Source organism: Okeania sp., from assembly GCF_035285525.1.
Taxonomy (GTDB): domain Bacteria; phylum Cyanobacteriota; class Cyanobacteriia; order Cyanobacteriales; family Microcoleaceae; genus Trichodesmium.
The window spans coordinates 1-21499 of the sequence record NZ_JAYKGW010000073.1 but is presented as its reverse complement, the minus strand read 5'-3'; the positions used below and the strand labels follow the sequence as shown (position 1 = coordinate 21499).

The following is a 21499-nucleotide window of genomic DNA, read 5'->3' as shown; positions in this document are numbered from 1 at the left end:
AATGATTTTAACTATCTTATAGCAAAATTAGAACTTACTTGTGCTGGGAAAGTTTTAAATATTTGGGATTATTGTGATTTTACTGATAATTCTGCTAGAGATTTCTTGGCACTTATAGAAAGATTTGTAAAAGGTGAAGTAGAAGAAAAGAAACTAAAAAAAAGAACAGATTTTTTTTATACAAATATCAATCAAACAAGTTATGAAAAAATCTCGCTCTAGTTTTACTACAAGAAGAAAACTGTCAGCCTCAGAACGTCTAAAAATATACAAAAAAATAGAAGAGTTTTGTGATAGTAAAAACCTTTCTGTTTTTTTGCAAGTGCAGCATACTGTGGAGGTGCAACTTGGGAAAAAGGTATTGAAGATGATTTAAAAAGAAGAGAATTTTGGGAGTGGTTTTTGGATGAAGTAGTACCATCTTTGTGGCAAAAGTAATATAAGGGGAATAAAGAATAGAGAACAAAGAAAATAAGAATTTGCTAATGTAATAGAAAAATAAAGTTAACAAATAGTTTGACTTTGGATTTCTAATTTAATATTTTTTTGCTAATATAATATTATTTTCCTTCAACAAATTATTAACTTTTTAAATTAAAAAATATTGTGCAAAATAAATCTAATCACCAAACTAAACAGAAAAAATTACCTAATCAAAGATGGGTAATACATCCAGCAGAACCAGAAAAAACTAAACAATTATCTACAAGTTTAAACATATTACCTTTAATAGCTCAAGCACTAATTAACCGTGACATTTCTACTATAGAAAAAGCACAAGCATTTATAAACCCTGAGTCAATAAAATTACCTTCTCCAATAGAAGAATTTCCTGACTTAGATATTAGTTTAAATTTATTAGAAACTACAATTTCCCAAGGGCAAAAAATTTCTATCTGTGGCGACTATGATGCAGATGGCATGACTAGCACTGCTTTATTATTGCGTAGTCTCAAACACCTGGGCGCAAAAGTTGACTATGCTATTCCCAGTCGGATGCAGGAAGGTTATGGTATTAACCAACGCATTGTTGAAGAGTTTCACCAAGAAGGAGTTAGTCTTATTCTGACTGTAGATAATGGTATTGCTGCTCATCAACCTATTACCATTGCTCGCGAACTTGGTTTAAATGTTATTATTACGGATCACCACGATATTCCACCTAATCTACCACCTGCTAATGCTATTCTCAACCCTAAATTAATCTCAGAAAATTCTCCCTATCGTGGTGTTGCAGGTGTGGGAGTTGCTTATATTTTGGCAGTATCTTTGGCAAAACGTCTGGGAAAAATGGAAGGTTTAATTAAACCTCTGTTAGAATTATTTACTCTTGGTACTATTGCTGATTTAGCACCCTTAACTGGAGTTAATCGTCGTTGGGTGAAAAGAGGTTTACAATTTTTACCCAAGTCTCAGTTAGCGGGAGTCAAAGCATTAATTCAAGTATCTGATGTTAAAGCGCAAGAGCAAGAAAATTCAAAACAAACCAATAATCAAAAATCGCTGAAACCTGATGATATTGGGTTTCGTCTCGGTCCCCGTATCAACGCAGTGGGACGTATTGCCGATCCACAAATTGTAATTGAACTTTTAACGACGGACGATAAAGAAATAGCAGAAGCAAGAGCGAAACAGTGTCAAGAAATTAATCAACGACGACAAGAATTATGTTTAGAAATCGAAGAACAGGCGATCGCTTGGTGTGAGAAAAGTCAGATAAGTTTACAGCAAGAAAGGGTATTGGTAGTGGTACAACCGGGATGGCATCATGGAGTTATTGGTATTGTTGCTTCCCGGTTGGTGGAACGTTATGGAGTACCTGTTTTTATTGGGAGTTATGAGGAGCAAGAAAATACTATCCGGGGTTCTGCTCGTGGTATTCCAGAATTTAATGTTTTTGAAGCGCTACAATTTTGTGATAAATTATTAGGAAAATATGGCGGTCATAAAGCAGCAGGCGGTTTTTCTTTGCCTGGAGAAAACTTAGATAAATTTCGTTCCCGTTTGAGAGAATTTGCTCATCAATGTTTAGAAATTAATCATTTAAAACCGTTAATTACTATTGATGCTGAAGCAGAATTTCCAGAACTTAATTATGACTTATTTCGGCAAATAGATTTACTTCATCCCTGTGGAATTGAAAATAAATCTCCTATTTTTTACACTCGAAATGTCCGAATTATTCAACAAAAAATTGTCGGGAAAGGTCATCTAAAATTAACCTTAATTAAAGGAGAAAAAGAAATGCAAGGAATTGCTTGGCGTTGGGGAGATTATTTTCCTTTACCTCAATTAGTCGATATTGCTTATCAGTTAAAAGAAAATACTTGGAATTTTCAAACAAATATTCAATTAGAATTAGTTGGTTTACGTTTACCTATAGAAATTTCTCCTCAGCAAAAATCATCTAACCAACCTCAAAAAGCAGAATTTTCTTATAGCGATCGCCCTTACACTTGCAGTCTTTATCAAACAGGAAATACAAAGGAATTAAGAATTAGAAATTCCCGTGGTGAAGTATTAGCTATTCAACAGGGAAAGAAATTTGGTTTATTAGGAAAAAGCCGAAATTATGCTAAACAAGTCGATGTTTCTCAACCTCGTTTTTTCCATTTAATTAAAGCAGCAATGAATGCTTTAAAACTTAATTGAAATGACCTATTTTTGAAAAATAGTGCATGGGGTAGGGGCGGGTTTTAGCAGAAATTTTTATGCTTACTCTAAAGTTTACATAAACCCGCCCCTAGGAAGGTGCGTGATATCATGGAGGGGCGGGTTTAGCTGACTTACTTGAAAAACTCGTTAACTTACCTGTGATTTTTCGGGAACCGTAACCCCCCCTACAGAGTCTGAAACTAATAATGCACCATTTTAACTTTGTTTGCCCACTACTGAACTGTTTCACCTAAAACTAATAGTGTATTAGGAAGTAGGGTAGCAGGGGAGAAAGATTTTTGTTGGGTTACTCCTGCACAGAAGTAAGCTACGTTCCTCAACCCAACCCACATCTAATTAACCGGATATGATATTTTAAATATAGTTTTTATTATCAATCATTAATAAGACCTATTTTTGAAAAATAGTTGGAGAGATTTAGAAATAATCTGCTAGAGCTTTTGACTGCCAGTTATTGAAATAAATTTTACCATCCATAACCTGAGAAACTACTTCATCAGAACTAATAATTCCTACTAAATCTTGTTGACTAATTCCACTTGCTGCAATTAAATGGTGTAAAATTTCCTAAGCTTCTACCGATGCCACCGGATAATTTTCAGTTTCATAGTTTTCTATTCATAAAACTAACAATTTATTATAGAGCTTTTTCTTCCTGGGTGAGATTTTTCAAAAAAGTCAGTTCTTCTAATACTGCCAAATATGCTTCATATTCTAGTTCTGTTTCTATAGCTTTTGGAGTAAATTTAAGTAATAAATCTCGATAATATGTCTGGTCAAAAGTAAAAGTCATCTTTCCATTATGAGAAGTAGGAAGTAGGGTTTTTAGAAATTAACATATCCTTTTTAAAATCAGTGTAAAAACTGGTCAAGTTATAAATAACAACTTGTTACCTTACAGACAGATAGAAAAATTATAGCTTACTCTAAACTTTACCTCTAAGTCCTGCTCCCTAATTTTATTTATTCTGCTACAGTCGTAATTACTTCCTGAAATACAATCTCATCCTTACGAGGGTCAGCATAAGTAACCTTTACCTCCAAGCGATCGCCCACCTCAACTGACCTACCAAACCGCATCGCCAACTCTAACCCCAACTCTTCTAACAAAACCAACCCTAAATTAATCTCCTCTTTCAACCACCGAATAATCAAAGCTTGCTAAACCTCATCTGAAATAAGTTCTATACTTCATATACTTAGAATCTGCTGTATCTTTTTTTTTGTCCAAGAGGCATTTTAATTGTCAAATCTTAAGTATGGGAAGTAAGCAGTAGAGTTTTTAGAAATTCAAGATATATTTTTAAAAATTGGTATCACAACTGACTAGCTTATTTATAAAAAATTGTTAGCTTAAGAATAACAGATTATGGTATCAAATTCTAGCTTACTCCAAACTTTACCGAAAAATTAATTAGATTATCAAGACTCTCCATTCATGGATAAAAAAGAAAAAATTTGCTTTTAGCTAATCCTCTTATTGATCAGAAGAGGTCATTATTAACTATTAATTATTAATTATTGAACCCTACCCCCTACTCCCTAATTTTATTCATTCCGCTACAGTTGTAATTACTTCCTGAAATACAATCTCATCCTTACGAGGGTCAGCATAAGCAACCTTTACCTCCAAGCGATCGCCCACCTCAACTGACCTACCAAACCGCATCGCCAACTCTAACCCCAACTCTTCTAACAAAACCAACCCTAAATTAATCTCCTCCTTCAACCACCGAATAATCAGAGCTTGCCAAACCTCATCCGAGTTCCGCCGTAAATATTCCAACCCCCAATAACGGTTAGTAAACCTTTCCACACTAGAAGCTTCCTTCACTGCTGGAACTAAACTCATCACCATTTCTTGCATTTTGTCTTGAGTAAAAGGTAACGGGTCTCCTCGAAGATGAGCCTTAATCTGAAAATGAGCCAATAGATCGCTATAACGCCTAATCGGAGAAGTAACCTGAACATAAGTTTCCAAAGCCAAACTAGCATGACGAGCCGGAATAGTACCCATTTCACTTTTTGGCATACATCGACGCATAGCAGTCGAACGAACTGGTCCAGCAGGCAATAACATTAGTTCTGACTCTGGAGGGAGTTCTGGTTGAGGTTGACTACGATAAGGTAAAGGCAGATTATGTTCTTGACCATACTTTGCCCCCACTTCCCCTGCCATAATCATCATCTCCGCAACTAGCTGTCTTGATGGTGAATCATCCAACAACTCTACCGTAATTTCTTCACCTTCATTTTTCACCTTAATCACCGACTCCGGCATATAAATACTAATCGAGCCTTGTGATTGTCGCCACTTAAACCTTTGTTTAGCCCAATCATTCAGAGCATGAATTTCTGGTTCTAGTTTAATCTTTAATTGTAGCATTTCATCTACATCATCATAAGTCAAACGGTAAGTTGGCTTAATTAAAGTAGGATGAATTGTATAATCTATAACTGCCCCAGTTTCATCTAAAATGATTCCAAAACTCAAAGCGCTACAATTTTGCCCCTGAATCAAACTCATTGGTCCCGTTGCCAACTCTGAGGGAAACATGGGAACCATACCAGTAGGTAAATATAAAGTAGTAGTTCTACGCCTTGCTTCTAGGTCTAACTCATCTCCAGGAATAAGTAGGCGAGTTGGGTCAGCAATATGTACCCATATCCTTTGTTTATCCTCTTCTAAAAATTCTATACTCAGACCATCATCTATTTCTTGAGTGCTTTCATCGTCAATAGTATAGACTTTAAGATGGGTTAAGTCCAAACGATTTGTATCTGGATCTGGTGGGAGAGAATGCAGGCGACTTTTGGCCACTTCTAATACCTTGGTAGAAAAATGTGTGGGAATTTGGCTACGTCGGAGATGTAAGTTTTCATGCTCGGTCCATATACCTAAATCCACTAATAGTTTAAATGCTGCTTCGGGAGTTTCTGGTAATTCTAGAATAGCCAAGGTCTCCATGGCCTGACTGCGATAAGAAGTTTCTTCTCCATGAGTAGCAAATTTTTCTATCGTATCTAGGCGATTATAATCGCTTTGTTGCCACTCTACCTTTTCTCCTGTCAGTCGGTTATTTACCCGCAATAAAAAGTTTTCTAGTTCTTGTTTTCGTTGTTTTTGGACTTCTTGTTGATGTTTAATTTCTTCTACTTGAGTTACAGGCCGAGGTTCGTAGTGATCGCCTTTTTGCTTAAAGTAGAGTTTATCATCTGATAATAATATATGGGCTGCGTAACATTGACTTGGTGTTTGTTCTGAAAATAGTAGTAGTGCCATTTCTTCAGGATTTACTGTTTCTGATTCTTCTACTAGCAACTCCCATGCTACTTCTAAACTAGAAGGATCTAGATATTTTTCTACTTCCTGAAGAAATTTGGGAATTTCTGATGACTTGTAACTTTCTCCTGTTACTTCATAACTTATTTGTTTTGGTGGTATACTGTTAGATTTACCACTTGCTTCTACCACGACCCAGTTTTTTTTACCGTCAGGACGTTCTGTCACAGCTAGTCGCCGCTCTCCATGTAATCTAAATTCTATTAATTTTCCCTTCTCCACTTTGTCTTAATTTATTAAGGTATAAGTTTTCTTTAGCTTTATTTAGGTTATGGTTTTTGCTACAATTTTAACTTTAAGATTCTTTTTCTCTGACATTTATCCACGGTTCAATAACTGGGATTGTAGTAGAGTATTTTAAATTGGCAATATATGAAATTTCCTAGATGACTTAAAATTAAAATTAACTGCGATAGAAATTTTCCAGAGCAGATTTAGGATTGCTAGGGTAGCTATTTATTGCAAGAGCTGACCAACTTAACAAGACTGCTCTATCAAACTTATACAAAGCGTCACATAACGTGACAAATTAATGGGGGTATGGACGTTCCATACAAAGTCTCTAACTGCTGTTAATAAAGCCGTCGCCGATTACTCATCCATAGGCATTCATGGTTTTTCGGTGCAGGAAGAGCATAGATTTCGGCAACTGCATCTGTCAAAAAATTTATACTGGTGTTTAAATCTCTACAGAGTATACCTATTATAGACAATACACCCAAACTACAAATACATTATCATTATTCTTCCCATATCTCAAATCTTACCGAAAAATTAATAATTAATAATTAGATAATCAAGCTTAAAAGTCTCCCTTTCCAAGGGGAAGAAAATAAGTTTTTTTCTTTTACTCAATTCTCTCCCTAATCAAGACTATCCTTAAGATCAGGATTTCCTGAAACCCTCTTGATAAGGGTTGGGGATATGGGTGGGGCTAGAAAAGCCTCTAATTAAATACGTTTACTCTTCCAGAATACCTATTGCATGGCAAATTCATAACTTCTCTCTTCTTTAACTTTTATGTTAAGAAAGATGTTTATAAAGCATAGCTCTAAAAGGGAGAGGTAATTATCAATTATCCATTAATAAAACTTAGGTCTCTTTATTGACATAAGGCAACAATGCCACTGATCTGGCTCTTTTAATGCTTTTTGTCAGTTCTTTTTGCTGTTTACATGTTAAACCTGTAATTCTTCTTGGCAGAATTTTTCCTCTTTCAGTAATATATTTTTTTAGCAACTCGACATCTTTGTAGTCGATAGGTTCTCCTGGTTTAATTGGTGATACTCTTTTCCGGTAGTAGTTTGCCATAGCTAATTATTTGTTTAGTTATTTTGTTAGTTATCTTTAGTTTACCTTTGAGCTGTTTACTCTTCTTAAATACTCAGTATATTTTTACTTAATTTCTTTATGAACTGTATGTTTATTACAATGAGTACAGAATTTTTTCAACTCTAATCTTGCTGTTGTATTCCTACGATTTTTAGTGCTGGTATACCTAGAAACACCTTGTGAACGTTTATTAGAATTACTTCTACACTCTGTACACTCTAGTGTGATAATAATTCTTACTCCTTTAGCCATATTTCAATTTTCCAATATTCTTAAACACAAATTATCATTTTCTCATATAACCCTTGGCTTCGTCAAGTAACCATTTAAGTTTAATATCTAGAGAGTAACCACGCATAGTTCCCACTACTATTGTCTGGGATATTCTATCGTGAAAAGCTTGTTGATGCCTTTCAATATCTACCAAAGCTACTGTAAAGTCTAAAAATAAGGGAATTATTAATAGTAAAACAGCAGCATTTCCAGATGTCAGATTACTCATCCCTAGCATGGCCAATGAACCAGCTAATGCTAAAATTCCTTCTCGCTTTGACAATTCTAGGATACCAGGAATTCTTTCGTATCTAGTATCCAAAACTTTCATATCTAGAGCGAAGTGTCCTATACTCTGACCTTGGTTTTTGTAGGCCAATAAAACTCGTATAGCCATCCAAAATACCACAAAAAATACAATAAAGGTGAACCAATTATTGCTAATTATGGTACAAAGAAACCAAACTACTATAGTATCTATACTAAATGCAGCGGCCCGACGGGATAAAGGGGCTTTTGGCAATTGAGGTATAATATCATTACTCATTATGCTTAAATCTAATTATTTAGTCTAGTTAGTAGAATATCTAATTGTTTGTTGTATTTGCTTTCTTTTACTATTATAAATTTGGTACTGTTTATTTGGTAGTTATCCTAAATTATTTGTTAAAAATACAACTATATTGTAAGGATTCAACTACTAGCTATCAGCTCTGAGCAATAAGACCGGGCTTTTCAAGAAAGGAGTTGAAACTAACTAGGGTTGGCGCTCAAAATTCTGATGGTTAGGGTAGAGAGTAGGGACGTTGTATGCAACGTCCTTACAGAATTAGGATTTAGAAGTATTATTGTAGAAGAGATTGTCATTCATAATCTCCCCTTAATTTTTCTGCCATAATTACTCCAAAATTAATTATCATTTTTTTCTCTCCATCAACTGAAAAACTGATCATTTCAGTTATAAGTTATTAATAGAGAGTGAACCTCTGACTAAATTCGGAGGCTGGAAATACTGAGTTAAAATTTTTTCATCCCCGAACCAGAGGAGGCTTTATACCTCTTTTTTTGGTAATTTTTCAGAACCTAAAGTTTTTCAAACCTTTATCTATGAAATGCGAGGGATATTTAATCAGCAAACCCTAACTAATGCAATAAGCCCTTAAGCATTTAAAGCGCATATTTTTTCTATGTCTAGTTAAGAATGTAAACCTTATTGCTTATGAGTTATGGATTCTGGATTCTAAATTACTCAAAAGCATTTTAAATAGATCTGAGCTTAACTTAATTAAGATGAACTAATGACCTTTTTATCGGGTACATCTCAATACCTGAATAAAGCCCACAACTTACCGTCTTAGAAAAAAGAGAACACTTAACTGGGAACAGGTTTGAAAAGAATAGGTATGGAAGAAAAAAGTATTTTGGCAAAGTATGAGATGCACCCTTTTTCTAGTTAAACTTTTAATTTTCCTTGAAAATTAATTTCTTCTTAAAAAATAAAATAATAAGTTAATATCTGATAGATTACTCCTGAATGCTTACAACTAAACTAATAGAAAATATCACTCAAATTGTCACTAATGCAAGTTAAATTTAATATTATTAGGCAGAATCAAAATACTCAGCCTAAACTTCAAACTTATACTCTAGAAGTTGAGCCAGGAAATACAATTTTAGATTGTCTCAACCGGATAAAATGGGAGCAAGATGGAACTCTAGCTTTTAGGAAAAATTGTCGCAATACTATCTGTGGTAGTTGTGGAATGCGAATCAATGGTCGTTCAGCTTTAGCTTGCAAAGAAAATATTAGAAATGAATTAGCTAGATTAGAAAAAATAGCCGATTGTAACTATAACAATTCTACAACCAATACTGTTACCAAATCTATCCCAGAAATAACTATTTCTCCTATGGGAAATATGCCAATAATTAAAGATTTAGTAGTAGATATGAATAGCTTTTGGCAAAATCTAGAAGCAGTCGAACCTTATGTAAGTACAGAAGCACGAAATATTCCCGAACGAGAATTTTTACAGACTCCCGCAGAAAGAAATAAACTTAATCAAACAGGTAATTGTATTCTCTGTGGAGCTTGTTATTCTGAGTGTAATGCTCGTGAAGTTAATCCAGATTTTGTTGGACCACACGCTTTAGCTAAAGCTTACAGAATGGTGACAGATTCGCGAGACGACCAAACTGAAAAAAGATTAGAAAAATATAATCTTGATACTTCTGGAGTTTGGGGTTGTACACGTTGTTATTATTGTAATTCTGTTTGCCCAATGGAAGTTGCACCTATGGAACAAATAGGTAAAATTAAACAAGAAGTTCTCGCTCGTCAGGACCAACAAACCAGTCGTTCTATTCGCCACCGAAAAGTATTAATTGATTTGGTTAAGGATGGGGGTTGGATAGATGAAAGAAAATTTGGTATTCAAGTAGTTGGTAACTATTTTCGAGATATTCAAGGTTTATTTAGTTTAGGACCTTTAGGATTAAGAATGTTAGTCAAGGGTAAGTTTCCTTTTACTTTTGAACCTTCTGAGGGAACTGCAACTGTGCGATCGCTCATTGAATCAGTAAAAAGTTTGGATAATAAATCGACTGAAGTATGTTCAACAATTAATCATTAATTACTAATTACTAATTACTAATTATTACCTTTTCTGCTCAAGAAGAGGATTGGCTAAAAGATTTTTTTTCTTTTCTTGGTCGATTGGATATGGAGAGGGTTTATAGCTTAATTTTTCGATAAGTGTAAACTCTTTTACAGAAAATTTTAAGTATGTGAGTTATCAATATAGCAACTCGCAAAGTTTATGAGGTATAGTTGTTTCTCTTCTTTAATTTAGGGCTTTCTGAAAAAGTCTTTTTTTTATGGGTAGGAGTCAGGAGTCAGGTAGGGTATCCGTCGGATTGGCGACTTACAGAAGTCATAATTTACCGGGAGTTTAAAAGAGGGATTCAGAAGAATAGTCTGTTAATTTTTCACCTCAAGTATAAGCAAAAAAATTATAACTTTTTCAACCTGAGGGAGGTAAAAGCTGGCACTTTTTTAATACTTAAAAAGCGCAAAAAAATTATCTGCCAATGCTTGCAGATTTAATCAGCAAACCCTATTTATTCCTTACTTAGCCAACTTATTTAATACCAATTTCCATGCATTATTGCTATACTTGATGAATACTTCAGTTATCAAATAATTAGCACAAACCAAATCATTTTTTGCCAATTTCAGTTAATTTACTATTAATTTTTCTGATATTTACTTCTCCCCCACTCCCTTACTCCCCTGCTCAATCAAATGTATAAAAGTTTTTGAGAATTGGTATAAGTGTTTCCTTGAACCAAAATTTTGTACCTCATCAGAACGGAAAGTGCTTTATTAATCTTCCCAACTATTTAGGGTTTGTTGATTAAATATAAAAGTATTTACAAATAAAGGTTTTAGCTTTTTTATATATTGAAAAAGTACCTAGATTTCAAATCTTTATGCTTAAAATTTTAGTATTTTCGGCAAAACAAGAGTTGAGCAAAAAAATTACTTTCCTACTTCCTATCCCAGCAAAAAGACTTTCCATAAGTAACTCTATTTATCATATCAAATTTGATAGTATCAATATAAAAAAGCATAGAAATCGAGTTGGTATCAAATGCCTTAAAATACCAACATTAACCTCCAACAAACCCGGTTTCTTATATTACTCCGATTTATCGGGAACCATAGCTAGCAGATTTGATATCATTCCTATCTTCCTTACCATAGGTTTCACCAAATTTTATGAAGTTTTTTCGGTAAAGATTTTACATACTATTGATTTACCTAAGTAGAATTAAAAAATATATGATATAATATCAAAAACTCTATCAATAATTATGTCAGAAAACTCTACTTCTTCATCTACATCAGAAAATACAGAAAAAGTCACAACTCCCAAGATAACTGAACCAGCTTTTGGTTGGAACACTTATGCAGAACAAATAAATGGGAGATTTGCTATGCTAGGATTTGTTATTTTATTATTATTAGAATTATTTACTCATCAAGATTTATTTTCTTGGCTAGGTTGGCGCTAAAAAAAATCTAGCTTGACTTATTATTTTAGTAATCCTTAAGTTGTTTCAGATAACTTTATGGCGATTAATAAAATGCCAAGTATCCACAACATTACTTTTTCTTTTTAGTCTTGCAGGTAGACTTAAGACCTTAGTTTTCATTTTTCAAAGTCTATGATATGGAGTTAAAACCTGACCATACACTTACCGAAAAATTAAGGTATAAAGCCTCTCCATTGATGCAGAACAAAGACAAAAAAATCCTTTTAGTCAATCTTCTTCTTGATAAGAATAAGTAATTATTAATTAGGGCTTGCTGGTTAAATATAAAATCTTTTATAGATAAAGCTTCAAGGCTTTTTCGGTTCACAATAAAGTACCAAAAAATTACCAAGTTAATCTTTAAAACTCTGGATTTTTCCTCACAAAACTTAGAAAAATGTAGAAAAATTAACCCCTGTAACTATTGCCCCAGACCCATTGCCCATTTCCTACTTTCACCAACAGACTTTTTCAGCCAATCCTAATTATTAATTCAGGACTTACACAAAGGTACTATACTATATCTAGGGTCTCTGTTTCAATAATGGATAATTGATAATTACTTTTCCCTAAAAGCTATCCTTTATAAGGAACTCCTGAAACTTTTGTGGGGAGTGAGAGATACGGAAAGGGAAAGACAGGTCGAAAAAATCATAGTAGCTAAGTAAAAAAAACTTAAGCGATTGCCAAAAAATGTGTTTTTTCATGCAATTTTCTCCTAAAAAGCCACTCCCAAACTTACACATAACTTGTAGATAATGCCCAAGTTTTATGTTAAGAAAGATGTTTATAAAGCATAGCCCTAAAAGGAATAGGATTGAATAAATTGAATAAAAGGAAAAAATTTATTTTTTTTCCCTTTCAAGGGGAGGCTTCAAGGCGGGAATTATTTAATTATTTGGTAAGTTATGATTAATTGTTAATTGTTAATTATTAATTATTAATTATTAAACACTACTTTCCTTGAGCTAGAAGATTACTAAGCCAAATTTCGCTAAACTATATCCTACAATGATATAGTATTCTTAGATGACTTATGGAAGAAGACTGTAAAGATTTGGTTTCCCAATCCCACTTTTGCTAGGGTGTGGAAACCAAACCCTCTAGAATCATAATCTTAACAATCTATTTTAAGATTGTTATATACTGATTATAATCTTTACCCCAGGAAGGGAAGAAGAAGTTATCCTCGGTGTAAAAAAATTAAACATAGAGATTTTAACTGATAGCTATTTAAGGAATATTCCGACAAAAAAAATTCCAACAGCTGGTTAACTTCCTCCATAGCTATTAGTTTGATGTTCCTCCTGATTCGATTACTTGTAGATTATACTTTCCCCTACCTGTTTTATCAAAAGAGTTAACTATTACACGATATTTACCTGTAACTGGTAAAGTAATAGTTAGTTCAGAGTTGGTATTTTTCTCACTTATATCATCATGTTCTCCAAGTAGTTCACCAGAGGGACTAAAGACTGCTAAATAAGTATCAAAATCAGAACTCTCTAAGGTGACAATTACTACTTGATCTTCTGTACCTTCAAAATTATGTTCATCGTAAACACTTTCATCAGAGTCTAGCACTAAGTCACCATCACTAAGTGTTCCCTCTTGCTGTAAAATTATATTTTGTTCTTGGGTGGGTGGAGTATTTTCTGCTGATGGACTCTCCTCCGAGGCAGGAGTAGTTTCTGGCAATGGGGTTGCTTCTGGAGTAGATATAATTTCTGGTGATGAACTCTCCTCTGGAGTGGGGGTACTTTCTAATGATGGACTTTCTTCAGGAAGTGAAGTACCTTGAGCTAAAATTTTCGACTTAGTTGAAATTTCATTTACATAGTTAGAGCTGACAATTACCTGTTCAGGTAAAACTGAAGGTGGGAATGAAGGTCTTCCCAGAATAGTTAATAAACCAAAAGGAGCGATCGCCCAAAACTTTAATTGACGCATTAATTACCTCAAATATATACTTAAATACTGCAACTAACCTACTAGGATAGTCGGAAATAATCAAAAATAATTATTAATTAGGTTTTGCCTATGGAAAGTCTTTTTTGGTTGGGTTAGGGATTAGGGATTAGTTAATACCAATTACCATGTATTATTGCTATGCTTGGGCAATACATCAATTATCAAATAACTAGCACAAACCGAATTACTTTGCATAGCAATTTTAGCTAAGTTAATGTTTATTTTTCTTATGTTTACTTCTTCCCCACTCCCTTACTCCTGTAAGGAGGTTGTATAACAAAAATGCTAACGTCCCTCCCTACCCGGCTCAATGAAATGTAGAAAAGTTTTTGAGAAATGGTATATATAAGAGTATAGGATTTAGGGGGGTTGTTAAAGAGGTAGTCATTCAAAATTTCCCCATTGATAAATTTAAGGAGAATTAAAAGTTTTAAAAAAAAATTGACCTTGATGAGATAGAGTATATATTCATTCTTTAGGAAATAGCTAAAAGCTGACTGTTGATCTTTCTTTTATACAAGAAATCATCAAATTTTTCTTGCTACTGCCTAATCCCTCTTTCTTTGTGGGAAATATATATTTATCTATAAAATAGCTTTTTCTTTATCGCTCAAAAAAATGTCTAATTCTAGGTAAAATTTTCTCAATTTTTAACTCATACTCTCCTGACTCTCCTGCTTCATAAGAATTTGCTAATAACTTATAGGTTCCATCCTCTGGTAATGTAATTATAATTCTGGCGTTTTTCTCACCACCACTATCATCATCTTGAGCTAACTGTTGATCCTTTGAGTCTAATAAAATTAAATAAGAATCTATTTGATTACTGCTCATATCAATAGAAATTTTTTGACCTGCTCTACCTTTAAAAGCGTAAAGATCATAGTAACTATTATCAACAGGTAATACATTAGATTCTCTATCTAAATTACCTTTTACTTTTATTAAAGCATCAAAGTCTAATTGTTGAGCAAGCTGTTCATTAAATATTCCAGTTTGCTGTTGAGTAACTAAAGGCGCTCGTCCTTCACGAACCGCTTTGATAAATTCTGGGACTCTATCTATAGATATGGCAAAACCAATACCAATGTTACCAGTCAATCGACCACGAGTAAATATAGCAGTATTAACACCAATAAGTTCTCCATCACTATTCAATAATGGCCCCCCAGAGTTACCAGGATTAATAGCTGCATCTGTTTGGATCAAGCCTCTTTCTTCATCTATGCGACTAACTATTCCTACAGTAAGAGTACCTTGAAATCTACCAAAAGGGTTACCTATAGCAAAAGCTCGTTGACCTACTTTTGTATTACCAGGAAGAGCTATTCTAATTGTGGGAAGGTTGGTTTCTCCTCTAATTTTGAGAACTGCTAAATCTAAATCTTGTTCACCAAAGCCTATAACATCTGCTTGAAGTTTTCTTCCATCTGCTAAAGTAATTTGTACTGTACCACCTTGGGATACGACATGAGCATTAGTTAATACCATTCCATCAGGAGAAATAATTGTACCACTACCGTTGGTTTTATCTGTATCTATAGAGACTACGGCTTGACTTGCTTTTTGATAAACACTAATATTAGTTTTTTCTTCTATACTAAGAGCAAGTCTTAATTGTGTTGGGTTTTTGTCCCGATTTTTTATGGTTTGATCTGGTTTTATTTGAGCATTGACACCAGAAAAGTTAGTAAAATTTACACCTACTCCTATTGCTACTATTAATATTCCTGATGTAGCTTTCGCCAAAAGTTTGACATTCATTTTTGCTTGTAGAATTTAATATGTAATATTAGATTGCTATTTTTTTTAGTTATCAACTGTTTTGTATTTAAACTATATATTTTTTGTGTACCTAGTTATTGCTCTGCTGATTAAGTCTAAAAGTATTGACAGAAAAAAAGAGTCTTTTTAGCTCTGAAAAATTAAGCATTCATCTTAGATAAAGTTTGCTGAAAGGTGAACGCTAACAGCTAAATGCTTACCTGGAAAAAGCTCAAAAAGTAAGTATTTTGGGATAACGTGAGGCACAAAAATCAAGGGGAATATTATAAAGACTACCTCCCTACCTTAAGAAAAAGACCTTTTCAGCAAACTCTAGTTATTGCTCTGCTGATTAAATATCAAAGCACTATTCAATAAAAGTTTGAATAATTTTAGGTACTCATTTATTGGGAACCGTAAAAGTACCAGCTTTTCGGTTAATGGAGAAGAAAAAGTGAGCTTAAACGGGGTCATTTCAGTTATCAGTTATCAGTTATCAGTTAACCTCCAACTAAGTTCGGAGACTTGAAATACTAAGTTAAAATTTTTTCATCCCCGAACCAAGGCAGGCTTTATACCTCTTTTTTTAGGTAATATTATGATCAAAAAACTAAGCAGTAATTGTATATGAATGACCACCTCTTCTAGAACTGCCGTAAATCCTAATTCTGTAAAGACCTGGCATGCAACTTCCCTACATACTCCCTACCAAGAGCAAAAAGACTTTCCATAGACAAACCCTAGTTAAGAATTTTATTCTTATTACTTTTGACTTGCTAAGACACATTTTAAATGCGTCTTAACTTAACTAAGGGTGAAAAAAAAAGTATGTAAGCATTCCGCATGAAATGCTGACAATAGTATTACCAAACAATTAATAATTAATAGTTAATAATCAATAATCAAGAGTTTATAGTCAATAATTATTCATTCAACAATTCAGATTTAAAGCCTTAAAGGGATAAATAAAAAATTTTCCTTTTAGCCAATCCCCTTCTTTTAAAAATGGGTAATTATTAATTATTAATTTTTCATTGTTAATTGCTGGAAAATAAGCTTAAGCTATTATATAAAATAAGTTTTTATTACACTAGATCAGGTTGTAATTTGAATAAAATCATCTTCCAAAAAGGGAAAATAATATTTATTTCCGAAACGAATAAAAGATGATTCTTATATATAATCTATCTTTTTAGTAACTCATAATTAGCAGCAGTGCAGTAAAGTATTTTAATTTTTCACAGTTATATCTATATCTCAAAGAAATGAAAAAACTAGAAATTTTTATCTTTAACTCTGGCAATAAAATACCTAATAAAAATAACTATCTCTACATCATCCCCACTGGTATTAATAGTTTTTAGAATTATCAACATCAGAATCAGCAGAGTCCATAGGAGTATACTCCACATATTCTGTAGGAGTTACTTCTCTACCAGAAGATGATGCTTCAGAAGGAGGAACTTTCCTAGTTCTAGGAAGTCTTTCTTCTGAGGAACCTTCTATAGAAGTAGAACGACCACCTCGACTACGATATCCTCTTTCTTCATCAGTTGCAGTTTCCTGACTATATCGACTATTATAACGAGATGATCTATTATCCTGAACATTCTCATCTCTAAAATTATCCCGACTACGAGAGCGAGGTCGTCTATTTTCTGACTCTACAGGAGTTTCCCAATCTTCAGATGACCTTGGATAATCTTCTGGACGAGTACCACGCTTGCGTAATTTTTCCGATCTATCATAATTACTTCTACGACTAGGAGGACGACGGTATTCATCTTCATAATAATCTGCTTTAGACGAACGATAATCTTCACTTCCTCTGATCCGACGTTTGGTAGGATATTCCTCATAAGGTTCTAGTTCGTCAAACTCTGTTTCTGCATAACTATAAACAGAACTAACTGAGCGTTCTTCATCTACCACAGGTGTACGTTCTCTAGCTTGCTGAGTTGTTAGTCCCCTTAAACTTATGGCTTCTGCTGCAAAAAATATAGTAGTACCAGTTAATAAGAACTGACCAAAAGCTAAAATTGGGTCTAGTCGCCAGCCTTGAAATATTAATATACCTCCAGATAATAGACCAATTGCGGCAAAGAAAATATCATGATCTCTGGCTAATTTTGGACGCCATGTGCGTAAAAAGTAGAGGCCAGCCCCAGATAAGGCTAGAATTACTCCCATTAAAGCCTGAAACCCAAATCCTAAATTTACCATTATAAATCTCCTAGTCAGTCACAAGTTAGCTGTTTTGGTTAAGAATCTTTACTTAATCTAACAAAAAAACCTCAGTTTGTCGGGGTTGGACAGTTTGATCGATGTCTCCCCTTTACTTTAGCTGAGGTTTGCAATAAAGGTAGTGATTTAGAATTGAGGAAAGGAATAGGTAGAAGAAAAATATTTAAACTTTAGGTATCAAAAGAATACTTTCGGACTCCTACTTAACCTTCTTATCCAAATATCACTACTTGTATACCACTACCATTTTTACCATTTTATAGAAGAAAGTTTTCTAGGTTAATGGTAATCAACCTTTGAGTCTAGGAACGAGTAACTTTGTCTTTTTGGCTGACGAATATCAGAAAAACTGTAGCTGGAATTACTACAATTAAAGTTCCGGCCAACAGACTCAATAAGAAGTTTGATAAGGAAGGAGTCATAAATTATTACCCTTTGTTACAAAAATTGATTTCTTTTTATTCTCAATATTAATCTATCATTAATTGGCATCTTCCCTTTGCCTAAACTCTCTGCCTTTAAAAAAAAGACTTCCATCAGCAAACCCTAGTAATTATAAAATATAGATTCAGTTTCAAGTTTTCAGAATATTAGTCTGGTTTAATAATTTGCAATACAATGAATATTTATTGATTTTATTTACAAAAGTTAATTTTTACTAGATTTTATGAACTATTTGACATTAGTTAATTGGACTCTAGGCATTATCCTGGGATTAATGACTTTCCTGTTTATCTTCCGAATTGTTCTGACATGGTATCCCCAGGTAAATATTCGTCAATTTCCATTTAATTTGATTTTTTGGCCGACAGAACCATTCTTAGCTCCCACGAGAAAAATTGTGCCTCCTTTGGGAGGAGTAGATATTAGCCCAATTATTTGGGTAGGTATTTTCAGTTTACTGCGAGAAATGCTTTTAGGTCAGCAAGGTTTGTTAACAATGATAATGTAGTTGTTATCAGTTATCAGTTATCAGTAGAGAGTGAACCTTCGACTCAAAAAGTCGAAGGCTTGAAATACTGATTTAAACATTTCTCTTGGTCGATTGGATATGGCGTACTTCGGAGTGACTCTGCAAAAGCGGGAAACGTTTCCCCCAGGGAAGCTCCGCTTTTCATGTCGCCCAGGGTTTAATGTCGGCTATTGGCCGAAAACGACCACTTTTTGATCCCCTTAACAGGTGAGGCTTTATACCTAATTTTTTGGTAATAGGGAACAGGGAACGCTTAACTGGGAATAGTTGAGAATATCTGCTACAGCCAAATTTTCTGATGGTTAGGGTCAAAATTTTAGCATTTTGAAACTACAAGGGTTAAAAACCAAGAAATTTTTTTGACATACAAAAGCTAAAACCTTTATTTGTAAGTACCTAGACAGAATTAATTGTGGATTTTTGATGGCTCTGCGGTCATAGAGATATCAAAGGATAGACAACATTTAAAATACATAGGACTTACGCAGTGACGCTACATATAGCGCTTAAAACTATGGCACAATAGTTTTTGAACTCTATAGCTATAGATAGTACCTTTGCGTCAGTCCAGATATACAAATAATTTTGTCTACCTACTTAAAAACTTTGAGATTTAATCAGCTAGTCCTAGTTATGGTTTGCGTATGGAAAATATGAGTGGTAGGGGGAGGAGTCAGAATCCAGCAATCCGGCAATCCAGGAGAAATGGAAATCACATAAGAGGTAGGAGGAAGAGTTATCCCTGGATTTTCTCCCACAATTAGCTGATTTTTCGGGAACCGTAAATCCTAGATTTTTTAGCTTTCAAGACTTAAAAGCTGGTACTTTTTACCTACCTAAAAACGCGAAAAGGTTTATCTGTAAAGGCTTTCATCTTTAATAAGCCCGCCATAGTTAACTTATAACATAATTTAACCAAACCTCTTGCCCAATCATGTTATAATTATAGGCTTCTGAAAAAGTCTAATACTGGTAATAGGGAATAAGGAATAGGGAATAGTTGAGAATATCTGCTACAGCCAAATTTTCTGATGGTTAGGGTCAAAAATTTACTATTTTGAAACTAAAAGAAGCTCAAAACCAGGAAATTTGTTTTACAAAAAAAGCTAAAAGCTTTGACATTTAATCAGCCAGCCCTAGTTAACTCATAACATAATTTAACCAAACTTTTTGCCAAATTATGTTATAATCACTTTCTTTGTTGATTCATCACATTTTCAATAAAATTGGTATAGACTTCTCCATCAAGAAATTCAGAAGTTTCTAAAATTCTTTGATGAAAACCTATAGTAGTAGGAACTCCTGTCACTGCACATTCTCGAAGAGCGCGTTTCATTCTCTGAATAGCAGTAGGACGGTCGTGTCCCCAGACTATTAACTTACCAATCAAAGAATCATAATAAGGTGGAATCTCATAATCTGTATAAACATGAGAATCCATTCTAACTCCCGGACCTCCTGGTGGTAAGTATCCACTAATACGACCTGGGTTGGGGCGAAAATTGTGGTCTGGGTCTTCCGCATTAATTCTACATTCTATAGCATGACCATTAAAGTTGACCTGTTTTTGGGTTAATTTTAATTTTTCCCCTTGGGCAATTTTAATTTGTTCAGCAATTAAATCAAGTCCTGTAATTACTTCTGTGACAGGATGTTCTACTTGAATCCTGGTATTCATTTCCATAAAATAGAATTGACCAGAATGATCTAAGAGAAACTCCACCGTACCAGCACCAACATAATTGATAGACTTGGCTGCCTTGACCGCTGCTTCACCCATTTTTTGTCGAAGTTTAGGATTTAATGCTGGACTTGGAGCTTCTTCCAGCAACTTTTGATGGCGACGTTGAATGGAACAATCTCTTTCTCCCAAATGAATCACATTACCGTAACTGTCTGCCAAGATTTGAAATTCTATATGACGGGGACGTTCAATAAATTTTTCTATGTAAACTCCTGGGTTGCCAAAAGCTGCTTCTGCTTCTCCTTGGGCGGCTTGAAATAATTTGGAGAGGTCCTCCACTTGGCGTACCAGTCTCATCCCTCGTCCTCCACCTCCAGCAGTAGCTTTAATCATTACCGGAAAGCCAATTTTGGCGGCGATCGCCATTGCTTCTTTTTCGTCTTTGAGAAGACCATCACTTCCTGGGACTGTGGGAACTCCAGCTTTTTGCATAGTTTCTTTGGCTGTAGATTTGTCCCCCATCGCCCTCATACCTTCTGGTGATGGACCAATAAAGGCAATATCATGGTCAGCACAGATTTCGGCAAATCGGGCATTTTCGGCCAGAAATCCATAACCTGGATGGATGGCAGAAGCATCGCGAGTCAGAGCTGCCGAGATGATGTTGGGAATATTGAGGTAGCTTTTGCTACTGGTGGGTTCACCAATGCAAACTGCTTCGTCTGCTAGTTGGACATGAAGGGCTTGGTGGTCTATGGTTGAGTGGACGGCAATGGTGGCTATGCCCATTTCTTCGCAGGTGCGGAGAATGCGTAGGGCTATTTCGCCTCGGTTGGCTATGAGGATTTTGGAGAACCGCATTTCAGTTATCAGTTATCAGTTATCAGTTATCAGTACCTCTAGCCAAAGTCGGGGGCTGGAAATACTGAAGTTTATTGTTTTATCCCTTTAATAGGGGAGGTTATTGTGCTTATTTTTTGGTTATAAGCTAGTATGGGTGAATAGTTATTCATCTGTTAGAGTCGATGGAGGGTATTATCCCTCGCACCTCTCCTTCAGAACCTATCGTGCGACTTTCACCGCAATAGGCTCCTAGATAATCTTAGGCTTTTGGCCTTTTACCCATGTGGATGTAATCGTG

General features: G+C 34.4%; 15 protein-coding genes and 2 pseudogenes. 6 read left to right on the top strand and 11 right to left on the bottom strand.

From position 1 onward, the window contains the following. The 3 genes and pseudogenes from VKJ25_RS07635 to recJ all read left to right on the top strand — a co-directional run. A partial coding sequence (locus VKJ25_RS07635; protein WP_324236026.1) for an Imm5 family immunity protein occupies positions 1–222 on the top strand: 222 nt, incomplete at its 5' end. Between the two features lie 102 nt (positions 223–324). Then, positions 325–438 (top strand): annotated as a pseudogene (locus tag VKJ25_RS24520) (Imm5 family immunity protein); the annotation flags it as partial. 165 nt (positions 439–603) lie between these two features. Then, positions 604–2652: a single-stranded-DNA-specific exonuclease RecJ gene (gene recJ / locus VKJ25_RS07630; RefSeq protein WP_375340310.1), complete on the top strand. Its 2049-nt coding sequence runs from the start codon at positions 604–606 to the stop codon at positions 2650–2652. A gap of 661 nt (positions 2653–3313) precedes the next feature. Here the strand turns inward: recJ and VKJ25_RS07625 are convergent. The 6 genes from VKJ25_RS07625 to VKJ25_RS07600 form a co-directional block, all read right to left on the bottom strand. Continuing rightward, positions 3314–3469, bottom strand: a complete 156-nt coding sequence (locus tag VKJ25_RS07625) for a hypothetical protein (RefSeq protein ID WP_324236024.1) — start codon at positions 3467–3469, stop codon at positions 3314–3316. 170 nt (positions 3470–3639) lie between these two features. Next, positions 3640–3831, bottom strand: coding sequence for a hypothetical protein (locus VKJ25_RS07620; protein WP_324236023.1), 192 nt, complete (start codon positions 3829–3831; stop codon positions 3640–3642). Positions 3832–4228: 397 nt separating this feature from the next. Continuing rightward, the gene (locus VKJ25_RS07615; protein ID WP_324236022.1) at positions 4229–6241 is read right to left on the bottom strand and encodes a ribonuclease catalytic domain-containing protein; all 2013 of its coding nucleotides are present in this window, start codon (positions 6239–6241) and stop codon (positions 4229–4231) included. An 870-nt stretch (positions 6242–7111) separates the two neighbouring features. Continuing rightward, positions 7112–7330, bottom strand: a complete 219-nt coding sequence (gene rpsR / locus VKJ25_RS07610; protein WP_324236021.1) for a 30S ribosomal protein S18 — start codon at positions 7328–7330, stop codon at positions 7112–7114. Positions 7331–7414: 84 nt separating this feature from the next. Further along, positions 7415–7603 (bottom strand): 50S ribosomal protein L33, encoded by a 189-nt coding sequence (rpmG, locus tag VKJ25_RS07605; RefSeq protein ID WP_324236020.1) that lies wholly within the window; start codon positions 7601–7603, stop codon positions 7415–7417. Positions 7604–7637: 34 nt separating this feature from the next. Next, positions 7638–8171 carry an RDD family protein gene (locus tag VKJ25_RS07600; protein WP_324236019.1) on the bottom strand — a complete coding sequence of 178 codons (534 nt, stop codon included), beginning with the start codon at positions 8169–8171 and terminating at the stop codon, positions 7638–7640. Between the two features lie 1033 nt (positions 8172–9204). Between VKJ25_RS07600 and VKJ25_RS07595 the strand changes: the two genes are divergently transcribed. Continuing rightward, the gene (locus VKJ25_RS07595) at positions 9205–10257 is read left to right on the top strand and encodes a succinate dehydrogenase/fumarate reductase iron-sulfur subunit (protein WP_324236018.1); all 1053 of its coding nucleotides are present in this window, start codon (positions 9205–9207) and stop codon (positions 10255–10257) included. Positions 10258–11500: 1243 nt separating this feature from the next. Continuing rightward, positions 11501–11701, top strand: a complete 201-nt coding sequence (locus VKJ25_RS07590) for a chlorophyll a/b-binding protein (protein WP_324236017.1) — start codon at positions 11501–11503, stop codon at positions 11699–11701. Positions 11702–13012: 1311 nt separating this feature from the next. Here VKJ25_RS07590 and VKJ25_RS07585 read toward each other — a convergent pair. From VKJ25_RS07585 to psbX, 4 genes and pseudogenes are all read right to left on the bottom strand, one after another. Further along, positions 13013–13672 carry a pre-peptidase C-terminal domain-containing protein gene (locus VKJ25_RS07585; RefSeq protein WP_324236016.1) on the bottom strand — a complete coding sequence of 220 codons (660 nt, stop codon included), beginning with the start codon at positions 13670–13672 and terminating at the stop codon, positions 13013–13015. A 672-nt stretch (positions 13673–14344) separates the two neighbouring features. Further along, positions 14345–15457: pseudogene (locus VKJ25_RS07580) on the bottom strand (trypsin-like peptidase domain-containing protein); the annotation flags it as partial. Positions 15458–16807: 1350 nt separating this feature from the next. After that, on the bottom strand, positions 16808–17680 hold the full coding sequence (locus VKJ25_RS07575; RefSeq protein ID WP_324236014.1) for a Ycf66 family protein: 873 nt from the start codon (positions 17678–17680) through the stop codon (positions 16808–16810). A gap of 323 nt (positions 17681–18003) precedes the next feature. After that, positions 18004–18123 (bottom strand): photosystem II reaction center X protein, encoded by a 120-nt coding sequence (gene psbX / locus VKJ25_RS07570; protein ID WP_324236013.1) that lies wholly within the window; start codon positions 18121–18123, stop codon positions 18004–18006. Between the two features lie 245 nt (positions 18124–18368). On the opposite strand from psbX, the gene VKJ25_RS07565 reads away from it, so the two are divergent. Next, positions 18369–18653, top strand: coding sequence for a YggT family protein (locus VKJ25_RS07565; RefSeq protein ID WP_324236012.1), 285 nt, complete (start codon positions 18369–18371; stop codon positions 18651–18653). Between the two features lie 1210 nt (positions 18654–19863). Here the strand turns inward: VKJ25_RS07565 and accC are convergent. Beyond that, the gene (gene accC, locus VKJ25_RS07560; protein ID WP_324236011.1) at positions 19864–21219 is read right to left on the bottom strand and encodes an acetyl-CoA carboxylase biotin carboxylase subunit; all 1356 of its coding nucleotides are present in this window, start codon (positions 21217–21219) and stop codon (positions 19864–19866) included. Positions 21220–21499 lie beyond the last annotated feature (280 nt).